The sequence below is a fragment of the Streptomyces noursei ATCC 11455 genome, from assembly GCF_001704275.1.
Lineage (GTDB): Bacteria > Actinomycetota > Actinomycetes > Streptomycetales > Streptomycetaceae > Streptomyces > Streptomyces noursei.
Genome location: NZ_CP011533.1, coordinates 3,792,451 through 3,808,921 on the forward strand (window position 1 = coordinate 3,792,451; position 16,471 = coordinate 3,808,921).

A 16,471-nucleotide genomic window follows, 5' to 3' on the forward strand; every position below is an offset into this window, starting at 1 on the left:
CGGCCGGATGGCGGACACCCGCGGGCCCGGAGGGCCACTTCGCCGGCCCCGGCGCGGGCCGTACGCGCCTGCGCCGGTACGGCCCGCGCCGGGGCCGCGTACCCTGTCTTCCCATCCATGCCCACTTCCATGAAGCGAGCCCCGACCATGCCCACCCCTTCGGACATGTCGACCCACTCCGACACTGCTCTTCTCGACGCGCTGCAGCACCAGGTGGCCGTCTTCGCACGCCGCGCCGAACAGAGCCGGCTCGGCGGCGTCGGGCAGGCGCGCAACTCCATGGACCGCGCCGCCTATCTGCTCCTCAACCGCCTGGACCAGGAAGGCCCGATGGGCGTCAAGGCCCTGGCCTGCGGGATGGGGATCGACTCCTCCACCGTCACCCGGCAGGTCGCGCCCCTGGTCGACGCCGGCCTGGTCGACCGCGCCACCCACCCCGAGGACGGCCGCGCCGTGGTCCTCGAACTGTCCGAGCGCGGCCACGCCCGGCTGGACGAGGTACGGGCCTCGCGGCGGGCGCTGATGGCGATGGTGACGGAGAAGTGGACCGACGAGGAGCGCGACGCGTTCACCGCGCTCCTGACGCGCTTCAACACCTCGCTCGCCGAGATCACCGCACTGGCACCGGGCGGGCCCGCACTGGCACCGGGCGGGCCCGCACTGGCACCCGGCGGGCCCGCACCGTCCTGACGGGTCCGGCCGGATCCGACGGGGACCCGGCGGTCATCCGGCGGACACCAACCGACGGGCATCTGACGGTGCGTCCGCGTGCGGGGTCCGCCAACTCCCCACGTCCCGGCGGGAGTCGTGCAGCCCTGGCGCCCGCCACCCGCCACCGGCTCGTACCACCCGCCCGTAGAGGGGTGTTGAAGCGGTGGCGAGCGGACCGGACCGCCCCGGCACGAAGGCGGACCGGTCGGCGGAAGGACGGATCAGCCCAGCGCCTGCGTGAGGTCGGCCAGCAGGTCGTCGGCGGACTCGATGCCCACCGAGAGGCGCACCAGGTCCGCGGGGACCTCCAGCGCCGAACCGGCCGTCGAGGCGTGCGTCATCCGACCCGGGTGCTCGATCAGCGACTCCACGCCGCCCAGCGACTCCCCGAGGGTGAACAGCTTGGCGCGGTTGCAGACCTCCACCGCCGCCTCCTCGCCGCCCGCCACCTGGAACGACACCATGCCGCCGAAGGACCGCATCTGCTTGGCGGCGACCTCGTGGCCGGGGTGCTCGGACAGCCCCGGGTAGTAGACCCGGGTGACCTTCTTGTGGGAGGTCAGCAGCTCGGCGACGCGTGCCGCGTTGGCGCTGTGCCGGTCCATCCGGACGGCCAGCGTCTTGATGCCGCGCATCACCAGCCAGGCGTCGAAGGGGCCGGCGATCGCGCCCATCGCGTTCTGGTGGTACGCCAGCTCCTCGCCCAGGGTGTCGTCGTTCACGACCAGCGCGCCGCCGACCACGTCCGAGTGACCGCCCATGTACTTGGTGGTGGAGTAGACCACCACGTCGGCCCCGAGGGAGAGCGGCTGCTGGAGGTAGGGGCTGGCGAAGGTGTTGTCGACCACCAGGCGGGCCCCGGCGTCCCGGGCCACGCCGGCGAGCGCCGCGATGTCGCTGATGCCGAGCAGCGGGTTGCTGGGCGTCTCCACCCAGATCACCTTCGTACGGGGCCGCAGCGCGTCCCGCACGGCCTGCGGGTCGGAGGTGTCGGCCACCGACCACTCCACGCCCCACCGCTCGACGACCTTCGCGAACAGGCGGAACGTGCCGCCGTAGGCGTCGTTGGGGATCACGACGTGGTCACCCGGCGCGAGCAGGGTGCGCAGCAGGCAGTCCTCGGCGGCGAGGCCGGAGGCGAAGGCCAGGCCGCGGCGACCGCCGTCGAGGGCGGCGAGGTTCTCCTCCAGGGCGGTGCGGGTCGGGTTGGCGCTGCGGCTGTACTCGTAGCCGCCGCGGAGCCCGCCCACGCCGTCCTGCTTGTAAGTGGACACCTGGTAGATGGGCGGTACCACCGCGCCGGTGGCCTGGTCAGGCTCCTGACCTGCGTGGATGGCAAGGGTTTCGAAGTGCTGGTGGCGCTTGTCGCGCTGTTCGCTCATGCCTGCCGAGGGTAGTCGGCCGCGCGGCCGAACTTTCCGGAACTTATCCGTTCGCTCGATAGTGGATACATAAGAGAGAACGGGAGACCGCGCCGCGACCGGCACCGGGGCCTCGGCCCGCACCACGGGCCACCGCCGCGCCACCGCCCACCGGACCCCTCCCGCCCGCCGCCCTGCCCCTCCGACCAGGACACACGACATGGACGTTCTGCTGCTTCTCTTCGCCGCGATCGCGCTCGGCGGTCTGGTCTTCCTGCCCTGGATGCGGCGCCGGAAGGCCGTACAGCACGCCGAACGGGGCCTCGCGGTGGCCGCCGACCCGATGGCCGGCTACGGCTTCGTGCCCCTGGAGCAGCTCGACGTGCGGCTGCCCGGCCCCGACGAGCAGCTGGCCGAGGCGCTCGCCGAGATGCGTCGGACGCGCGACTGGCGCCCGGCCGCCGAACTGCTGCGGTCCACCGGTGACGACTGGGAGCTGCGCTGGCAGCGGGTGCAGACGCTGGCCGGCGCGGCCGCGTTCGAGCTTGCGGACACGCCGCCGGCGACCGCGGCCCCCGGCGGCGTGCGGACCGGCGGCATCTGGCTGCGCACCTGGCGCGCGGAGGACCCCAAGGACCCCGGTGGCGCCCAGACGCACGCCCAGTTCCTGGTCGTCCAGGCCCTGCGCGACCCCGGCTCGCAGGACTTCCGGATGATCCTGGAGGAGGCCCGCACGGTCTGCCGGGAGGCGGCGCTGCTGGCCCCCGGCAGCCCGATCCCGTACATCACGGAGCTGGCCGTCGCCCGCGGCCTGGGCGAGCGGCCCGCCGACTACGAAGAGCTGTGGAACAAGGTCCGCCAGCGGGCGCCGCACCACATGGGCGCGCATCTGGCGGCGCTCTCGTACTGGTCGGAGAAGTGGCACGGCTCCCGTGAGCAGGCCGAGGAGTTCGCCGCGCGCGCCGCCGCCGGGGCCCCGGCGAAGAGCCTGCTGCCGGCCCTCCCGCTGTTCGCGGTCTACGAGCACCTCCCCGAGGCCAACATGGTCCGCAGCCTCTTCCAGAGCGCGGTCGTCGAACGCGCCATAGAGGGCGCCCACTTCGCCCTCCGGGAGGCCCCCGCCGACCACCCCATGGCACCGCACGTCCGCCACCTGCTGGTCTGGTTCCTGGTCCGCGCGGAACGCTACGCCGAGGCGATGGAGCAGCTCCGCCTCGTCGACGGCCACGTGGGTGCCGTCCCCTGGTCCTACGGGCGCAGCCCGGCCGCCGAGTACGCCGCGTACCGCGCCTTGGCCATCGCGGGCTGGGAACAGCTCGGCGGCACCTCGGCGAACTTCCGCGCACAGGACTAACGCGCAGGGCCAGCGCGAAGGGCCAGCGCGAACGAGCCCGGAATGCCCACCACTCCCCGAACGTTCCACAGAAACCGGGACCGGGACCGGAAGCGAACCCGAACCTGACCCCAGGACCGGACCCCGGGCCCGGAACAGAAACGAATACCGACGCCGCCCCGCCCCGCACCTCCCGCCGCCCCGTCCCGCCCGCCCTCTCCCTGGAGCACGATCCTGATGCTGTTCTCCCGCTTCAAGACCCACCTCCCCACCGCCGAGGAAGCGCTGAAGGGGCGCCCCGAGCGGGCCTTCGCCGTCCCCGACCGGCACACCGTCCTCGGCAACCCGCTGCTCGGCCCGTACCCGGAGGGCCTGGAAGTCGCCGACTTCGGGCTGGGCTGCTTCTGGGGCGCCGAGCGGAAGTTCTGGCAGACCGACGGCGTCTGGACCACCCTCGTCGGCTACCAGGGCGGCCACACCCCGAACCCCACCTACGAAGAGGTCTGCAGCGGCCACACCGGCCACACCGAGGCCGTCCGCGTCGTCTTCGACCCCGCGGTCGTCCCGTACACGTCCCTCTTGAAGCTGTTCTGGGAGTCCCACGACCCCACCCAGGGCTTCCGCCAGGGCAACGACGTCGGCACCCAGTACCGCTCGGCGATCTACACCCACTCCCCCGCCCAGCAGCAGGCCGCCGAAGCCTCCCGCGACGCCTACCGCACCGTCCTCCACTCCTCCGGCTACGGCGACATCACCACCGAGATCCTCCCCGCCGACACCACCCGCCCCTTCCACCCGGCCGAGGCTTACCACCAGCAGTACCTCGACAAAAATCCGGCCGGCTACTGCGGCATCGGTGGGACGGGGGTCAAGCTAAGCGGCCCGTCGGGGGAGAGCTGGGGCGGGTCGTGCCCGACGGGAATCGCGCCGACCGATAGCTGAGAGCGCCTGCGCAACGGCTTGATCCATGTCAAGCGGTGTTCGTAGTCTTTTCTCGGCTGGTCTTCTCGCCGACGTCCAGCTGGGCGAGGGGCAGGCCGATGGTGTGGTCCAGCGCGGCGAGTAGGTGGGCGTCGGCCGTCCGATGGCGACTGTGGGTGATCTGCGGAGGCATACCGGCTCCAGGTCTCTCCAGGTTGAGGAGATAACAGTGCACGTCTCTCCAGGTTGAGGAGATAACAGTGCACGAGTCTGCGCGACCGGGTCGCTCCCATCGGTCTTGAGCCGTCGCCTACCCCTGTGCAGGGCGTACCGCGCAATCGTCCTGCTTGAGGTAGTTGTCGTCGTTTTGCTTCGTCACCACAATGTCCCCCCGCGCGCTCTTCACCCGGGCGAGCGAGACGGGCACCGTCGAGTCCACCATCCCCTCCGTGGCGTTCGCGCTGACCTGAACCTGCCCCTGGTTAACCGTGAACCAGTCGGAGCCGCCGTTGTCCGCAGCGGTCCTGGAGCCGCTGCCGAGGAACTCGTTGACGGCGTAATGCGTACCGTCCGTGCCGGTTACCGTCATCTCGTAGACCACGCTGTAGGGGTCGCTGTCTGCTGGCGCGTAGGCCTTGCCCGAGTCGTCCAGTACGAGCGCGCTGAACGTGGACGTTCCCCGCCCCATCTGAGCGTCCTTGTACATGATGATGCAGTTCCCGAGCCCCTGCTGCGCACCGTGCTCCAGTCGATTGACGTCGCCACTGTTTTGATGCGGCGTAGGACTGGGCTTGTGTGACGGTGCAGCCGTGGATCGCTTCGTCGTGGTCGGGCTGGCCGGCGGTGCACTGCTTGCGGCGCTGGAGATGGTCGGCGCAGCCTTCGCTGCGCTGGGGGTCTGCTTCTGCGGGCCGACGATGAGTCCGATGATCACGAGGAGGACGAAGGCGCCGACGGCTGCTCCGCCACAGCCGAGGCAGCCCTTCTTCCGAGGAGACATGCCGGACGCTTGCGATGCCGACTGCGGCGGCTGTCCCCAGGCGGGTGTGGCCATGAGATCCCTGCCGATCACGCGTTGATGCTGTGCGGGCAGCGTGACAGCTGCGGGAGTTTAGATGGGCACCTTTTGCTGTAGCGTGATAGATCGTCGCCGAACAACCCTTTTACCTCAGTGAGATACCAAAGTTGCTGATAGCCACCATGGGTACGCCAACACGCACCCCAGGGGGCCTCACGCTGGCCGCGCATCGGGCTGGCTCCTGGCATGCTGAGGTCGGTTCGCCAAATGCTCGGAGGGTGCGCCCCTGATCACCGAGCGGCCGTGGCGACCCGCTCAGCTCTTGAGCGCCTGCTCGGCGGCGCCGAGTGCGAGGTGCCACGGATAGGCGCCGGGCCGCCCCTCGCCAGGCTTGTTCGGTACGAACCCTCCAGAGCCGTAGAGCACTTGCACGCCCATGGCGCGGAGAGTGTCGACGCTGCGCCCGAACTGGGTGTGCTCGACGAAGGCGGCATTGACGCACGGCATTGTCACCAAGGGGATCTTCTTGCCGATGGCCTCGGCGACGAACCCCACAATGAATTTTTCAGTGATCCCGAGGGCCCACTGATTGATCGTGTTGAACGTGGCCGGCGCCACCACGGCAACGTCTGCCGGAGGCCACACGTCCGGCTCGGTGGGGAGCTTGTACTGACTGCGGACGGGGTGGCCCGTGAGCTTCTCCAGGGCGGGCAGCTCATCGGCGAGCCACCGTGCAGCTGTGGGCGTCAGCCCGAGGCATACGTCCCAGCCTTGTCGCTTCGCCCGCTCCACGACGTCGGCGACATGGAGCACGGGCGGGGCAGCGCTGCCCAGCAGGTAGAGAACTCGTTGCGTGGCCACGGTGGCAGTCCACAGCCTGTGGGCCCGGCAGTGCAAGCGCGGTTTGCGTCGGGGCAGCCGCCTGATTGTTCGTCTCGCTCGTTGTGGGAGGGGTAGCGTTCTAGACAGCACGCCACGGATTGGAGCCCTGCATGCCCTTCTCCGGCGACGAACACACGGGAACCCGCATCGCGTCTCAGCGCAAGCGCGCCGGCTTCACGCAACGCGGGCTCACAGCGAAGATCCCGTTCTCGTACAGCCTGCTGATTCAGGTGGAGACAGGGGCACAAGCCGGCGAGCCCTGACCTGGTGGCTGCGATCGCGAAGGTGCTGTGCGTCGACGTCACAGCGCTGACCGGTCAGCCTTACGTCTCCGAGCTGCAACAAGATCGGCTGGCCGAGTTGATCAGGCCGATCCGGGAAGCGCTCGACCTCTACGACCTTGGGGCCGATCCGTCCATCAGCCCTCGGGCGACTGCTCAACTGGTCGCTGATGCCGAGACTCTGTGCCATCAAGTGCGTGCGACGAAGCTGCATGACGCGGCGCGCGGCCTTCCGGGTGTGATCGCGGAGATCACCACGGCGGCGCACCGTGCTCCGTCGTCGGAGCTGTGGGCGGCCTTGGCCAGCACCTACCGCACCGCCCATGACGTCTCTGTGAAGCTGGGCTACTTCGACCTCTCGACGGTGGCACTCGACCGTATGGCCTGGGCGGCACACCGCGCGTCTGATCCGCTCTTGGGCGCCGTGCGCCAGTACATGAGGGCCTTGGTCTACTTCCGCGAAGGCGAGTACACCATCGGGCAACGGCTGATCGGCTCCGGTCACGGCCTGACGGAACAGACACCTGACTCGCGTGAGCGCTCTGCCGTTGCCGGTCAACTGCACTTGGGCGCAAGCGTCATCGCTGCGCGTGCGGAGGATGCGGACCTGGTGCACGCCCACCTCGACAGGGCACGGTCGTACGCGGAGCAGGTCGGTGAGGCGGTGGACGTCCACTGGCTCTCGTTCGGGCCGACGAATGTCACGGCCCATGCCGTGTCCGCGAACGTCGAGCTTCGGGATTACGGGGAAGCTCTGCGGCACGCTGCCGACATGCGCATTCCTGCTGACTGGGCCGTGTCCCGTGCTTCTCACTTCTACGTGGACATCGCACGGGCGCAGATGGAGGCCGGGCGTTCGGAGACGGCGTTGAAGTCGCTCCTTACTGCACGGCAGTTGGCGCCGCAGCAGACCCGGTATCACCCTGGGGCGCGCGAGGCCATCAGGGGCCTTGTCCAACAGCGTCGCCGGACCCCGGACACCCTCGATCACCTCGCAGCCTGGGTGGGTCTGTAGATCTTTCACCGCTCAGCCCCCGGCTTTCACCCAAGTGTGAAAGTTGGGGGCTTCTGCTGTCGCCAGCATGGAAGCTCAACCGATCTGAAGACGGCGGTAGCCGGGGGCAGGCGATGTGCGATGGCGAGTATGACGGCACTGCGGGTGCGAAAACAGCAGTTGAGCCGACCGCGGGAAGGGATTGTTCAGATGTGCGGCGATAACGGGAAGTTCGACGTAGAAGAGGCTCTTTGGGTCCGTGGGGTGGACTATGTGACCGGCTGGCGTGAGGCGGCGCGGGCGGGGGCAGAGCTGGGCGACGCGTTGACGGCGGCTGGTGCGGAGATGGCGGGAGCGAAGCTCCGGGCGGTCTCTGCCGCAGACGGTTCCGGTGTGGTGCGCCTGGAGGTGTCGACGGCGACGGCGCGTGAGGTGGCCATGCTGGCGCGCGTGGCGGCGGCGAAGTGGCGCAAGGGGGGGGACGGGCGGCCGGCATCGGGGCGCGCGGTACCTGGGTGGCGCGCTGTGGGCACGCGGGTGGACTCCGAGAGTTGGGCCGGCGTCCTGCCCGGATGGGGGGCAGGGCCGGCTGCGGCTGCGGCTGCGCGGCGATCGGTCTCGCTCCTGGAGGTCTGCTCGTCCTCCAGTGACCCGATCACCGCCTGGCCGGAGCCGCGTTTCCTGGACCGCTGAGCGTCTGCTGCCGCCGCCGGATCCGGAAAGTAGTCGGACGAGACGGTTCGTCTTGTTTAGTGTGATGGACATGGCGAACCGAACGCACGGTGGGCGTGCCCATATCGCCATGTTCTCCATTGCCGCCTACGGGCATGTGAACCCGAGCCTCGAAGTGATCCGGGAGCTCGTCGCGCGGGGGCACCGCGTGACGTACGCGATTCCTCCCCGCTTAGCGGAGGTGATCGCCGAGACCGGAGCCGAGCCGGTCCCGTACCGCACGACGCTGCCGTCACCCGACAGCGACCCGTCGGCATGGGGGACCACCCTGCTCGACAACGTCGAGCCGTTCCTGGACGACGCGATGCAGGCGTTGCCGCAGCTCATCGAGGCATACCAGGGGGACGAACCGGACCTGGTGCTGCATGACATCACCTCGTATCCGGCGCGCGTCCTCGCGCACCGCTGGGGCGTGCCCGCGATCTCCCTCTCGCCGAACCTCGTCGCGTGGGAGGGGTACGAGGAGGAGGTCGCCGAGCCGATGTGGGCCGAAGCCAAGGCGACCGAGCGCGGCAGGGCGTACTACGAGAAGTTCACCGACTGGCTTGCGGAGAACGGGATCACGCAGCACCCCGACCGGTTCGTCGGCCGCCCCGGACGGTCGATCGTGCTCATCCCCAAGGCGCTGCAGCCGCACGCCGACCGGGTCGACGAACGCGTCCACTCCTTCGTCGGCGCCTGCCAGAGCGGCGACCGCACGGCGCAGGGTGGATGGGAACGGCCCGCGGGCGCCGAGCGGGTGCTGCTCGTCTCGCTCGGCTCGTCCATCACCAAACAGCCCGGTTTCTACCGCGAGCGCGTCAAGGCGTTCGGCGGCCTGCCGGGCTGGCACGTCGTACTCCAGGTGGGCAGGCACGTCACCGCCGACGAGCTCGGGGAGACCCCCGGGAACGTCGAAGTGCACCAATGGGTGCCGCAGTTGGCGATCCTGAAGCAGGCCGATGCCTTCATCACGCACGCCGGCGCAGGAGCCAGCCAGGAGGGCCTGGCCACCGCCACGCCCATGGTGGCCGTCCCGCAGGCCGTCGACCAGTTCGGCAATGCGGACGTGCTCCAGGGGCTCGGTATGGCCCGCCACGTGCCGATGGACCAGGCGGACGCCGGCACGCTCCGTGCGGCGGTGCTCGCGCTCGTCGCCGACCCGGAGGTGGGACGCCGCCTCGCGGCCATCCAGCGGGAGATGGCCACCGAGGGCGGCACCCGGCGGGCGGCCGACCTCATCGAGGCCGAACTGACCGCCGAGTGCTGAGCGTTGAATGCTCGGCGTTGAATGCCGAGGGCTGAGCAAGGGGAGCAGCGGTGGCTATTGGTCTGTGGCGCGCGTGAAGCCGAGACCGGTCGCCCGGTAGTCGTCAACCTGCTCCATCATGTAGATCCCGCCGCTGTCGCCGGAGTAGCGGTAGACCAGTGAACGCTGCAAAATCCGCAGGATGGACCGCTCGTCCTGCATGTTCTGCGCCGCGCAGGTGCGGTGGGTGGTGAGTCGGGCGGCTCGGAAGAAGACGTCGGAGCCGTTGAAGACGGCTTCTGCCGTGAAGTCGTTGCAGCCGAGCTTTCCGGTGACGGTGCCGTCGCGATGGAACGTGAAGGAAGTGTCCTTGGTGGACTTCACCGTGTCGGAGCTGTCGCCGACCATCCACTGGCGCAGTCGGAACGCGGTGTCGAAGATGCTCGGGGACCTGACGACGGTGAGGGTGGCCACGTCACCGTGTTCGTTGCGCAGTTGCGGCAACGTGCGGGGCGGCGGCCCTCCGACTTCCTGCTGCAGTTTCTTCTCGGTGAGCCTCAGCGGGCCCCGGTGGAAGAACTTCCTGACCTGCGCCTCGGAGTCCGTCAGCTCCCGGCCCGCATCGTCCTTCTCCCGACTCGGCGGTTTCGGGCACACGGTCGTCTCGTCGGTCGGAGCGGGCGTCGCCGAAGGAGGGGGCAGCGGCGGAAGGTCTTCTCCCAAGGTCAGCGTGGTCGCCGTCAGGTCGGCTTTCATACGGAACGGCGTGCAGCCGTAGTCCCCCGCAATTGTCCCGTCGTCACGGAACTCCACCCAGGGGCGGGTGGCGTCGGGCAAATGCACCTCTTTCCCGTCCACCGTGAGGTTGAATTCGAAGAAGGTCCAGATCCCGTCGAACAGCCTGCCGCCGAGACCTCCCGGCCCCTTCTTCGTGGGGGAGGCGGAAGCCGTGGCGCCTCCGTTCCGACCGCCCGTGTCGCCCGCGGCCGCCCCGCAGGCCGAGAGCCCGCCACAGGCCACCGCCACACCGGCCACAACCCCCGCAACGCGTCTTGGAGAGATCCACATGCCTACCCACACGCCCCAGATGGAACTTCAGTTCCAGAGTTCCAGCGCGGGTGGTCGTCTTTGAGGGGATCAGGGCCGGGCTTCGGCGGGGCCAAATCGCGGGACCGGCAGGTCAGTTGCCGTCCGAGTGTCGGGGGCGGGCGAGGTGGGCGCGGTCGGCGGCGGCGGTGCCCTGGTCCCAGCCGGCGGCGTCGCGGATGCCGCGCAGGCGGACCGGGGCGGTGTCGGGGAAGAGCGTGCCGGTGGTCTCCTCGACGGCGAGTTCGCGGGCGGCGAGGACCGGGAGGAGCCGGTCCGAGGCGGCGGGTTCGGCGGAGGCCGCGGCCGTGGCGGCGGCGGTGGCCGCGGAGAGGCGGGTGCGGATGCGGTCCGCGTACGCCACGAGGAAGGTCTGGCGGAAGTCGCGGGTGCGGCGGGAGCGGCCGCGGGCGTGGTGCTCGTCGGCCGCGCGGTGCATCGCGGCGGTGGCCTGGAGGAGCAGCGAGGTGTAGAGGAGTTCGGTCGCCTCCAGATCGGGCGGGAAGCCGACGGCGGTGGAGAAGCCGAGTTCGGCGGCCCAGACGGCCTGGCAGCGGTTGGCGGCCGCGACGGCGTCGAGGAGCAGCGCCTTGCCCTGTTCGTAGGGGCCCTCGATGCCGATGCGGATCGCCGAGGGGCCGTCGGCGGGCTGGTTCCCCCCGGGGCCGTGGGTGTGGGCGAGGAGGGCCTCGTCGATGCTGTGACGGGCCATCAGTTCCTGGGCCTTGGCGGACAGTGCCTCGGCCTCCTCGGCGAAGGTGGTCGCCTCGGCCTTGGCGAGCAGGCCGCGGATCCGGCCGAGCACCCGGGAGGCGGGCGCGCCGCCGGCCCCGCTCCCGCCGGACGGACCGGACGGGGCCGGCAGCGGAGTGATCCGGGGCAGCCGGGCGAGCAGGCGCAGCGCGGTCAGGACGTCGCAGGCGGTCTCGAAGCGGGTGGCGCGACGGCGGGCCGTCAGGGCGTCCAGATAGGCGGGGTCGGCGCCCCACCAGACGTGGGCGTCGAGGCGGTCGAGCTGGGCGCGCCAGCGGGGGTCCCGGGCCGGGCCGGACGAGCTCGGGCGGCGGGCCTCCTCGGCGGCGACGGCGTCGACGACCAGGGCCGCCGCCGCGGCGTCCGGAGCGTCCCGCCGGACGATCCGCTCCAGGTCGGCGGGTTGCCAGCCGCCCGCCCAGCACCGCCGGACGGCGTCCACGGCGGCGGTGACCACGGCCGCGCTCATCGCCTCCCAGCCGGGCGCCGCGGCAGCCAGCATCGAGGCACCCGCCTCGACGGCGTCCTCGGCGGCCGGGCCGTCCGCGGCGTAGCGGACGCTGCCGAGGATGGTGCCGAGCAGGTCGGCGGCCTGGCGGGCGGGGTCGCCGCCGGGCCGGGCTCCCGCGCCCGTTCCGCCGTCGCGTCCGCGGCCCCGCCGATCGCGCTTCCCACCGTCGTTCCTCGCGTGCTCGCTCACCCGGCCACTGTACGGACGGCCACCGGCGCCGCCCGCCCCGGACTCCGGGCCCGTGCCGCGGGCCCCGTATGCAGCGACCGGCGCCCGGCGCCCCGCGTGGTCTGCGGGGTGCCGGGCGCCGGTCGTCTCGGTGGTGCGCGCGTCGGGCGGGTGCGCGGGGCGGGTGTCACCGCCCGCCGTGTCGGGTCAGACGGCGCTGCCCGCGAGCCACTGGGACCAGGACATGTTCCATCCGTTGAGCCCGTTGTCCGGCTTGATGGTCTTGTCCGGGGAGTTGATCACCTTGACGACGTCGCCGAGCTGCGAGTGGGCGAAGAACCACGCGGCGTTGGTGGACGGGTCGTTGCCGCCCTTGACGTCCTCCAGGCCGATGCAGCCGTGGCTGGTGTTGGCCTTGCCGAAGATGCCCTTGCCCCAGTAGTTGCCGTGGATGAAGGTGCCGGAGCTCGACAGCCGCATGGCGTGCGGGACGTCGGGGATGTCGTACTCGCCCTTGCCGTCGTTGTTGGTGAAGCCGACGGTGGAGCCGTCCATCCGGGTCTGCTTGAACTTCTCGGAGATGACCATCTGGCCGTTGTAGGTCGGGTGGTCGTCGCTGCCCGAGGAGATCGGGATGGTCTTGACGACCTTGCCGTCGCGGACCACCGTCATCAGGTGCGTCTTGGCGTCGACGGTGCTGACCTGGGAGTGGCCGACGGTGAAGCGGACGGTCTTGTTCTGGATGCCCTTCACGCCCGGCGACGCCTCGACGCCGTCGAGCGCGAGCTTCATCGTGACCTGGGAGTTCGGCTTCCAGTAGTCCTTGGGCCGGAAGTCCAGCCGCTTGTTGCCGAACCAGTGGCCGACGACCTGCTGGTTGCTGCTGGACGCGACCGTGATCGCCGACTGGACGGCCTGGCGGTTCTTGACCGGCTTGTCGAAGTTGATCGACACCGGCATGCCGACGCCGACCGTCGAGCCGTCTTCGGGGGTGAAGTTCCCGAGGAAGCTGTTGGTCGGGGAGACCGTGGTGAAGGTGGAGTTCTCCACCGCCGTGCGGCCCTGGGCGTCCACCGCGTGGGCGGTGACCTGGTAGGTCGTCGCGCGGGACAGCGCCTGCTTGGGCTTCCAGGAGGAGCCGTCGGCGGAGAGGGTGCCCTCGACGGTCTTCCGCTGGGTCTTCTCGTTCTGGTGCGCGACGACCGTGGTCATGGTGACGTCGGTGAGCTTGCCGCCGCTGGCGGTCACCGCCACGGCGCTGAGGCCGGCGTCCGTCGAACCGTCCCTCGGCGTAATGGTGATCTTCGCCTGCGAGGCGTCCTGGGCGGCCGCCTCGTCGACCTGCTGGGTGCTCTCGTGCCGGGTGCCGTCCGAGCGTCCGGTGTCCGCACCGCCACCGTGCGCGGTGGCGCTGCCGCCACACGCGGCGACCGTGAGAACGCCCCCGATCAGCGCGGCACTGGCTATGAGGCCCTTGCGGCGCTTGCGGTCCGTCATCACACGCTTCTCCATTGCTACCGATTTGCGAAAAATCCCCGAGCGGGCCGCCAACCGAACGCAGACATATCTGGACGCAGGCATTCCGGCCGACTCCCCATGGAACGCCATATCCCTTTCGTCCACTCCATTCCTGGCGGAATTGTGGGGAAGGACACGTAATGGCGGGCAAAACAACCATCACGCGGCGAATGGAGCAGATCACGCATATAGCTGCGAGGTGCTGCATAACGCTTGGCTGCGGCATGGCCGAGAGCGGGCTTGCGCCCCGGCGCACGACCCGCCTCCGATTCCTCCGATTCACCGCCCCACACCCCCTGCCCCATTCGGCGTCCCGGCCGGGACAACGAGCGGGCGCCCCACACGTCATCGGCCCCCGCACGGCGTGCCGTGCGGGGGCCTCGGTGGGGGCGGTGGAGCCGGGGTCAGCCCTCCCCGTCCGCGTCGTCCGCAAGGTCCCACTCCGCCGCGTCCCACTCGGCGTCCGGGTCGTAGTCGGTCATCTCCTCACTGCTCCAGGACGCCTGGGCGAGTTCGGTGCCCGGCACCTCGGTGACCAGGTCGAAGGGATCGATGAGGTGGGCCAGCGCCTCCGCCGGATCGTCTCTGACCGTCTCCTGCGACTGCCTGCGTTCCTCTTCGGGGAGCGCGGGGTCGGCGGTGATGCGGTCGAAGGCGGCGCCGGTCAGCTGCGCGGCGTCGGTGACCTCCATGACCAGTTCGACGTGAAGCCGTACAAAGCGTGATGTCTCGCCATTGCTCATGAACGGAGGGTATGCACGTCCGGGTCCCGACTACCGCGCGACCCGCGGCGGTCACTAACATCTGCGGTCAACGGCCAATTCGCCGAACCCACAAGGGGGATAGCTTTCGTGACCGCACGACGACCACTACTGACCGCCGCTGCCGCGGGATCGGTGCTGTTCGCCCTGTGGTTCGTGCCGTCCGCCAACGCGCTCGTGGAAGATGACGGAGCGACACATTCCGGCCTGCGGACGCAATCCGCGCCGGCCGCTCCGGGGCAGGCGAATGTGTCGGACCCGTCCGGCGCCGAGAGGCATACCGGCGACGGATCCGCCGAAAAGAAGAATTCCGATACGCGGGAGTCCGGCATCGGTTCGACCACCACCCGGCCCGGCGGCGCGCCGGCCGAGAACGGCGGACCGGCCCACTACCTCGCCGACACCGGCAGCCCCGACACCACGCCCTACGCGGTCGGCGGCGCGGCCTGCCTGGTGCTCGGCGCGGCGCTGGTCGGCTACTCCGTGCACCGCACCCGCGACGAGACCGCCTGAGCCGGGCGCGCACCCGCCGGCCCGCGCGGATCGGAGGGGGCGGTCCGCGGACCGCCCCGCCCCGGATGCCGGCCGCGGCCGACGCGCGGCCCCGTGCCGCCGAGTTGAGGTGCCGTCAGGCCAGTCGGCCGGTGACCGACTCCGCCGCCGCCACCAGCTTCCCGTCCCGCACGAAGGCGTACGCCGCCTCCAGGTCCGGCGCCAGGAAGCGGTCCTCGCCCGGCCCCTGGACGCCCGCTGCGCGCAGCGCGTCCAGCACCGCGCGGGTCGCCGGCGCGGGCGTCAGTCCCTCGCGCAGCTCGACGGCGCGGGTCGCGGCGTAGAGCTCGACGGCGACGACCCGGGTGAGGTTGTCCACCGCGGTGCGCAGCTTGCGCGCCGCCGACCAGCCCATCGAGACGTGGTCCTCCTGCATGGCGGAGGACGGGATGGAGTCCACCGACGCCGGTGCGGCCAGCCGCTTCAGTTCGCTGACCAGCGCGGCCTGCGTGTACTGGGCGATCATCAGGCCCGAGTCGACGCCCGGGTCGCCGGCCAGGAAGGCGGGCAGCCCGTGCGAGCGGTTCTTGTCCAGCAGGCGGTCGGTGCGGCGCTCGGCGATCGAGCCGAGGTCGGCCGCGGCGATGGCCAGGAAGTCCAGCGCGTAGGCGACCGGTGCGCCGTGGAAGTTGCCGTTGGACTCCACCCGGCCGTCGGGCAGCACGACGGGGTTGTCGACGGCGGCGGCCAGCTCCCGGTCGGCGACCAGACGGGCGTGCGCGAGGGTGTCCCGGCCGGCGCCGGCGACCTGCGGGGCGCAGCGGATGGAGTAGGCGTCCTGGACGCGCGGGGCATCGTCCTGGTGGTGGCCGGTGAGGCCGGAACCGGCCAGGAACGTCAGCATGTTGGCGGCCGAGGCGGCCTGGCCCGGGTGCGGCCGGATGGCGTGCAGCTCGGGCGCGAGGACCTTGTCGGTGCCCAGCAGGGCCTCCATGGAGAGCGCGGCGGTGATGTCCGCGGAGGTGAACAGCCGGGCCAGGTCGGCGCAGGCCATCACCAGCATGCCGAGCATGCCGTCGGTGCCGTTGAGGAGCGCCAGCCCCTCCTTCTCGCGGAGCTCGACGGGCGCTATGCCGTGCGCGGCCAGCAGCTCGCCGGAGGGCCGGACGACGCCGTCGGGGCCCTCCGCCTCGCCCTCGCCCATCAGCGTCAGCGCGCAGTGCGAGAGCGGCGCGAGGTCGCCGGAGCAGCCGAGCGAGCCGTACTCGTGGACGACCGGGGTGATCCCGGCGTTCAGGAGGGCGGCCATGGTCTCGACGACCACCGGGCGGACGCCGGTGTGCCCCGAGGCGAGGGTCTTCAGCCGCAGGAACATCAGGGCGCGGACCACCTCGCGCTCGACCCGCGGGCCCATGCCGGCCGCGTGCGAGCGCACGATGTTGCGCTGGAGCTGGGCCCGCAGTTCGGGGCTGATGTGCCGGACGGCGAGGGCGCCGAAGCCGGTGGAGACGCCGTAGACCGGGTCGGGCTTGGCGGCGAGTTCGTCGATGAAGGCGCGCGAGGCGGCGACGGCGGCGCGGGCCTCCTCGGACAGCTCGATCCGCGCCGCGCCGCGGGCCACCGCGATGACGTCCTGTGCGGTGGTGCCGGACGTCCCCAGCACCACAGTGTGCATATCCATATTCAGGCACCCTAGAGACTGAATCGCCAGATGTCACCAC

The 16,471-nt window shown here is 70.9% G+C and carries 14 protein-coding genes and 1 pseudogene; 6 read left to right on the plus strand and 9 right to left on the minus strand.

Features of this window, described 5'->3' with window-relative positions:
* The first annotated feature begins 147 nt into the window (after window positions 1-147).
* Window positions 148-690: a MarR family winged helix-turn-helix transcriptional regulator gene (locus SNOUR_RS15750; RefSeq protein WP_067347422.1), complete on the plus strand. Its 543-nt coding sequence runs from the start codon at window positions 148-150 to the stop codon at window positions 688-690.
* Between the two features lie 242 nt (window positions 691-932).
* Here SNOUR_RS15750 and SNOUR_RS15755 read toward each other — a convergent pair whose 3' ends face one another.
* Window positions 933-2,093, minus strand: a complete 1,161-nt coding sequence (locus SNOUR_RS15755; RefSeq protein WP_067347425.1) for a cystathionine gamma-synthase — start codon at window positions 2,091-2,093, stop codon at window positions 933-935.
* Between the two features lie 199 nt (window positions 2,094-2,292).
* On the opposite strand from SNOUR_RS15755, the gene SNOUR_RS15760 reads away from it, so the two are divergent.
* Window positions 2,293-3,426 carry a hypothetical protein gene (locus tag SNOUR_RS15760; RefSeq protein ID WP_067347428.1) on the plus strand — a complete coding sequence of 378 codons (1,134 nt, stop codon included), beginning with the start codon at window positions 2,293-2,295 and terminating at the stop codon, window positions 3,424-3,426.
* A gap of 216 nt (window positions 3,427-3,642) precedes the next feature.
* The gene (msrA, locus tag SNOUR_RS15765) at window positions 3,643-4,347 is read left to right on the plus strand and encodes a peptide-methionine (S)-S-oxide reductase MsrA (RefSeq protein ID WP_067347431.1); all 705 of its coding nucleotides are present in this window, start codon (window positions 3,643-3,645) and stop codon (window positions 4,345-4,347) included.
* Between the two features lie 28 nt (window positions 4,348-4,375).
* Here the strand turns inward: msrA and SNOUR_RS46195 are convergent, their stop codons facing one another.
* From SNOUR_RS46195 to SNOUR_RS15780, 3 genes are all read right to left on the minus strand, one after another.
* Complete coding sequence (locus SNOUR_RS46195; RefSeq protein ID WP_159425865.1) at window positions 4,376-4,519, minus strand: hypothetical protein; 144 nt, start codon at window positions 4,517-4,519, stop codon at window positions 4,376-4,378.
* A 117-nt stretch (window positions 4,520-4,636) separates the two neighbouring features.
* Window positions 4,637-5,398: a hypothetical protein gene (locus tag SNOUR_RS46200; protein ID WP_159425866.1), complete on the minus strand. Its 762-nt coding sequence runs from the start codon at window positions 5,396-5,398 to the stop codon at window positions 4,637-4,639.
* A gap of 261 nt (window positions 5,399-5,659) precedes the next feature.
* Window positions 5,660-6,205 (minus strand): flavoprotein, encoded by a 546-nt coding sequence (locus SNOUR_RS15780; RefSeq protein ID WP_067358354.1) that lies wholly within the window; start codon window positions 6,203-6,205, stop codon window positions 5,660-5,662.
* A 131-nt stretch (window positions 6,206-6,336) separates the two neighbouring features.
* Between SNOUR_RS15780 and SNOUR_RS15785 the strand changes: the two are divergent.
* Both SNOUR_RS15785 and mgt read left to right on the plus strand, forming a co-directional pair.
* A pseudogene (locus SNOUR_RS15785) lies at window positions 6,337-7,522 on the plus strand (helix-turn-helix domain-containing protein).
* 736 nt (window positions 7,523-8,258) lie between these two features.
* A complete protein-coding gene (mgt, locus tag SNOUR_RS15795; RefSeq protein WP_067347444.1) occupies window positions 8,259-9,482 on the plus strand; it encodes a macrolide-inactivating glycosyltransferase in 1,224 nt (407 codons plus the stop codon).
* A 54-nt stretch (window positions 9,483-9,536) separates the two neighbouring features.
* Here the strand turns inward: mgt and SNOUR_RS15800 are convergent, their stop codons facing one another.
* From SNOUR_RS15800 to SNOUR_RS15815, 4 genes are all read right to left on the minus strand, one after another.
* Window positions 9,537-10,496: an META domain-containing protein gene (locus SNOUR_RS15800; protein ID WP_067347448.1), complete on the minus strand. Its 960-nt coding sequence runs from the start codon at window positions 10,494-10,496 to the stop codon at window positions 9,537-9,539.
* A 145-nt stretch (window positions 10,497-10,641) separates the two neighbouring features.
* A complete protein-coding gene (locus SNOUR_RS15805; protein ID WP_079142681.1) occupies window positions 10,642-12,000 on the minus strand; it encodes a DUF2786 domain-containing protein in 1,359 nt (452 codons plus the stop codon).
* Between the two features lie 186 nt (window positions 12,001-12,186).
* Window positions 12,187-13,476, minus strand: a complete 1,290-nt coding sequence (locus tag SNOUR_RS15810) for a L,D-transpeptidase (RefSeq protein WP_099055695.1) — start codon at window positions 13,474-13,476, stop codon at window positions 12,187-12,189.
* Window positions 13,477-13,901: 425 nt separating this feature from the next.
* The gene (locus SNOUR_RS15815) at window positions 13,902-14,240 is read right to left on the minus strand and encodes a hypothetical protein (RefSeq protein WP_067347454.1); all 339 of its coding nucleotides are present in this window, start codon (window positions 14,238-14,240) and stop codon (window positions 13,902-13,904) included.
* 108 nt (window positions 14,241-14,348) lie between these two features.
* On the opposite strand from SNOUR_RS15815, the gene SNOUR_RS15820 reads away from it, so the two are divergent.
* The gene (locus SNOUR_RS15820) at window positions 14,349-14,771 is read left to right on the plus strand and encodes a hypothetical protein (RefSeq protein WP_067347456.1); all 423 of its coding nucleotides are present in this window, start codon (window positions 14,349-14,351) and stop codon (window positions 14,769-14,771) included.
* A 115-nt stretch (window positions 14,772-14,886) separates the two neighbouring features.
* Here SNOUR_RS15820 and hutH read toward each other — a convergent pair whose 3' ends face one another.
* Window positions 14,887-16,431: a histidine ammonia-lyase gene (gene hutH, locus SNOUR_RS15825; protein WP_067347459.1), complete on the minus strand. Its 1,545-nt coding sequence runs from the start codon at window positions 16,429-16,431 to the stop codon at window positions 14,887-14,889.
* Window positions 16,432-16,471 lie beyond the last annotated feature (40 nt).

Bases quoted from the DNA above. Each gene is read 5' to 3' on its own strand.
- SNOUR_RS15750 (WP_067347422.1), top strand. From the start codon at position 148: ATGCCCACCCCTTCGGACATGTCGACCCACTCCGACACTGCTCTTCTC.
- SNOUR_RS15755 (WP_067347425.1), bottom strand. From the start codon at position 2,093: ATGAGCGAACAGCGCGACAAGCGCCACCAGCACTTCGAAACCCTTGCC.
- SNOUR_RS15760 (WP_067347428.1), top strand. From the start codon at position 2,293: ATGGACGTTCTGCTGCTTCTCTTCGCCGCGATCGCGCTCGGCGGTCTG.
- msrA (WP_067347431.1), top strand. From the start codon at position 3,643: ATGCTGTTCTCCCGCTTCAAGACCCACCTCCCCACCGCCGAGGAAGCG.
- SNOUR_RS46195 (WP_159425865.1), bottom strand. From the start codon at position 4,519: ATGCCTCCGCAGATCACCCACAGTCGCCATCGGACGGCCGACGCCCAC.
- mgt (WP_067347444.1), top strand. From the start codon at position 8,259: ATGGACATGGCGAACCGAACGCACGGTGGGCGTGCCCATATCGCCATG.
- SNOUR_RS15810 (WP_099055695.1), bottom strand. From the start codon at position 13,476: ATGACGGACCGCAAGCGCCGCAAGGGCCTCATAGCCAGTGCCGCGCTG.
- SNOUR_RS15815 (WP_067347454.1), bottom strand. From the start codon at position 14,240: ATGAGCAATGGCGAGACATCACGCTTTGTACGGCTTCACGTCGAACTG.
- hutH (WP_067347459.1), bottom strand. From the start codon at position 16,431: ATGGATATGCACACTGTGGTGCTGGGGACGTCCGGCACCACCGCACAG.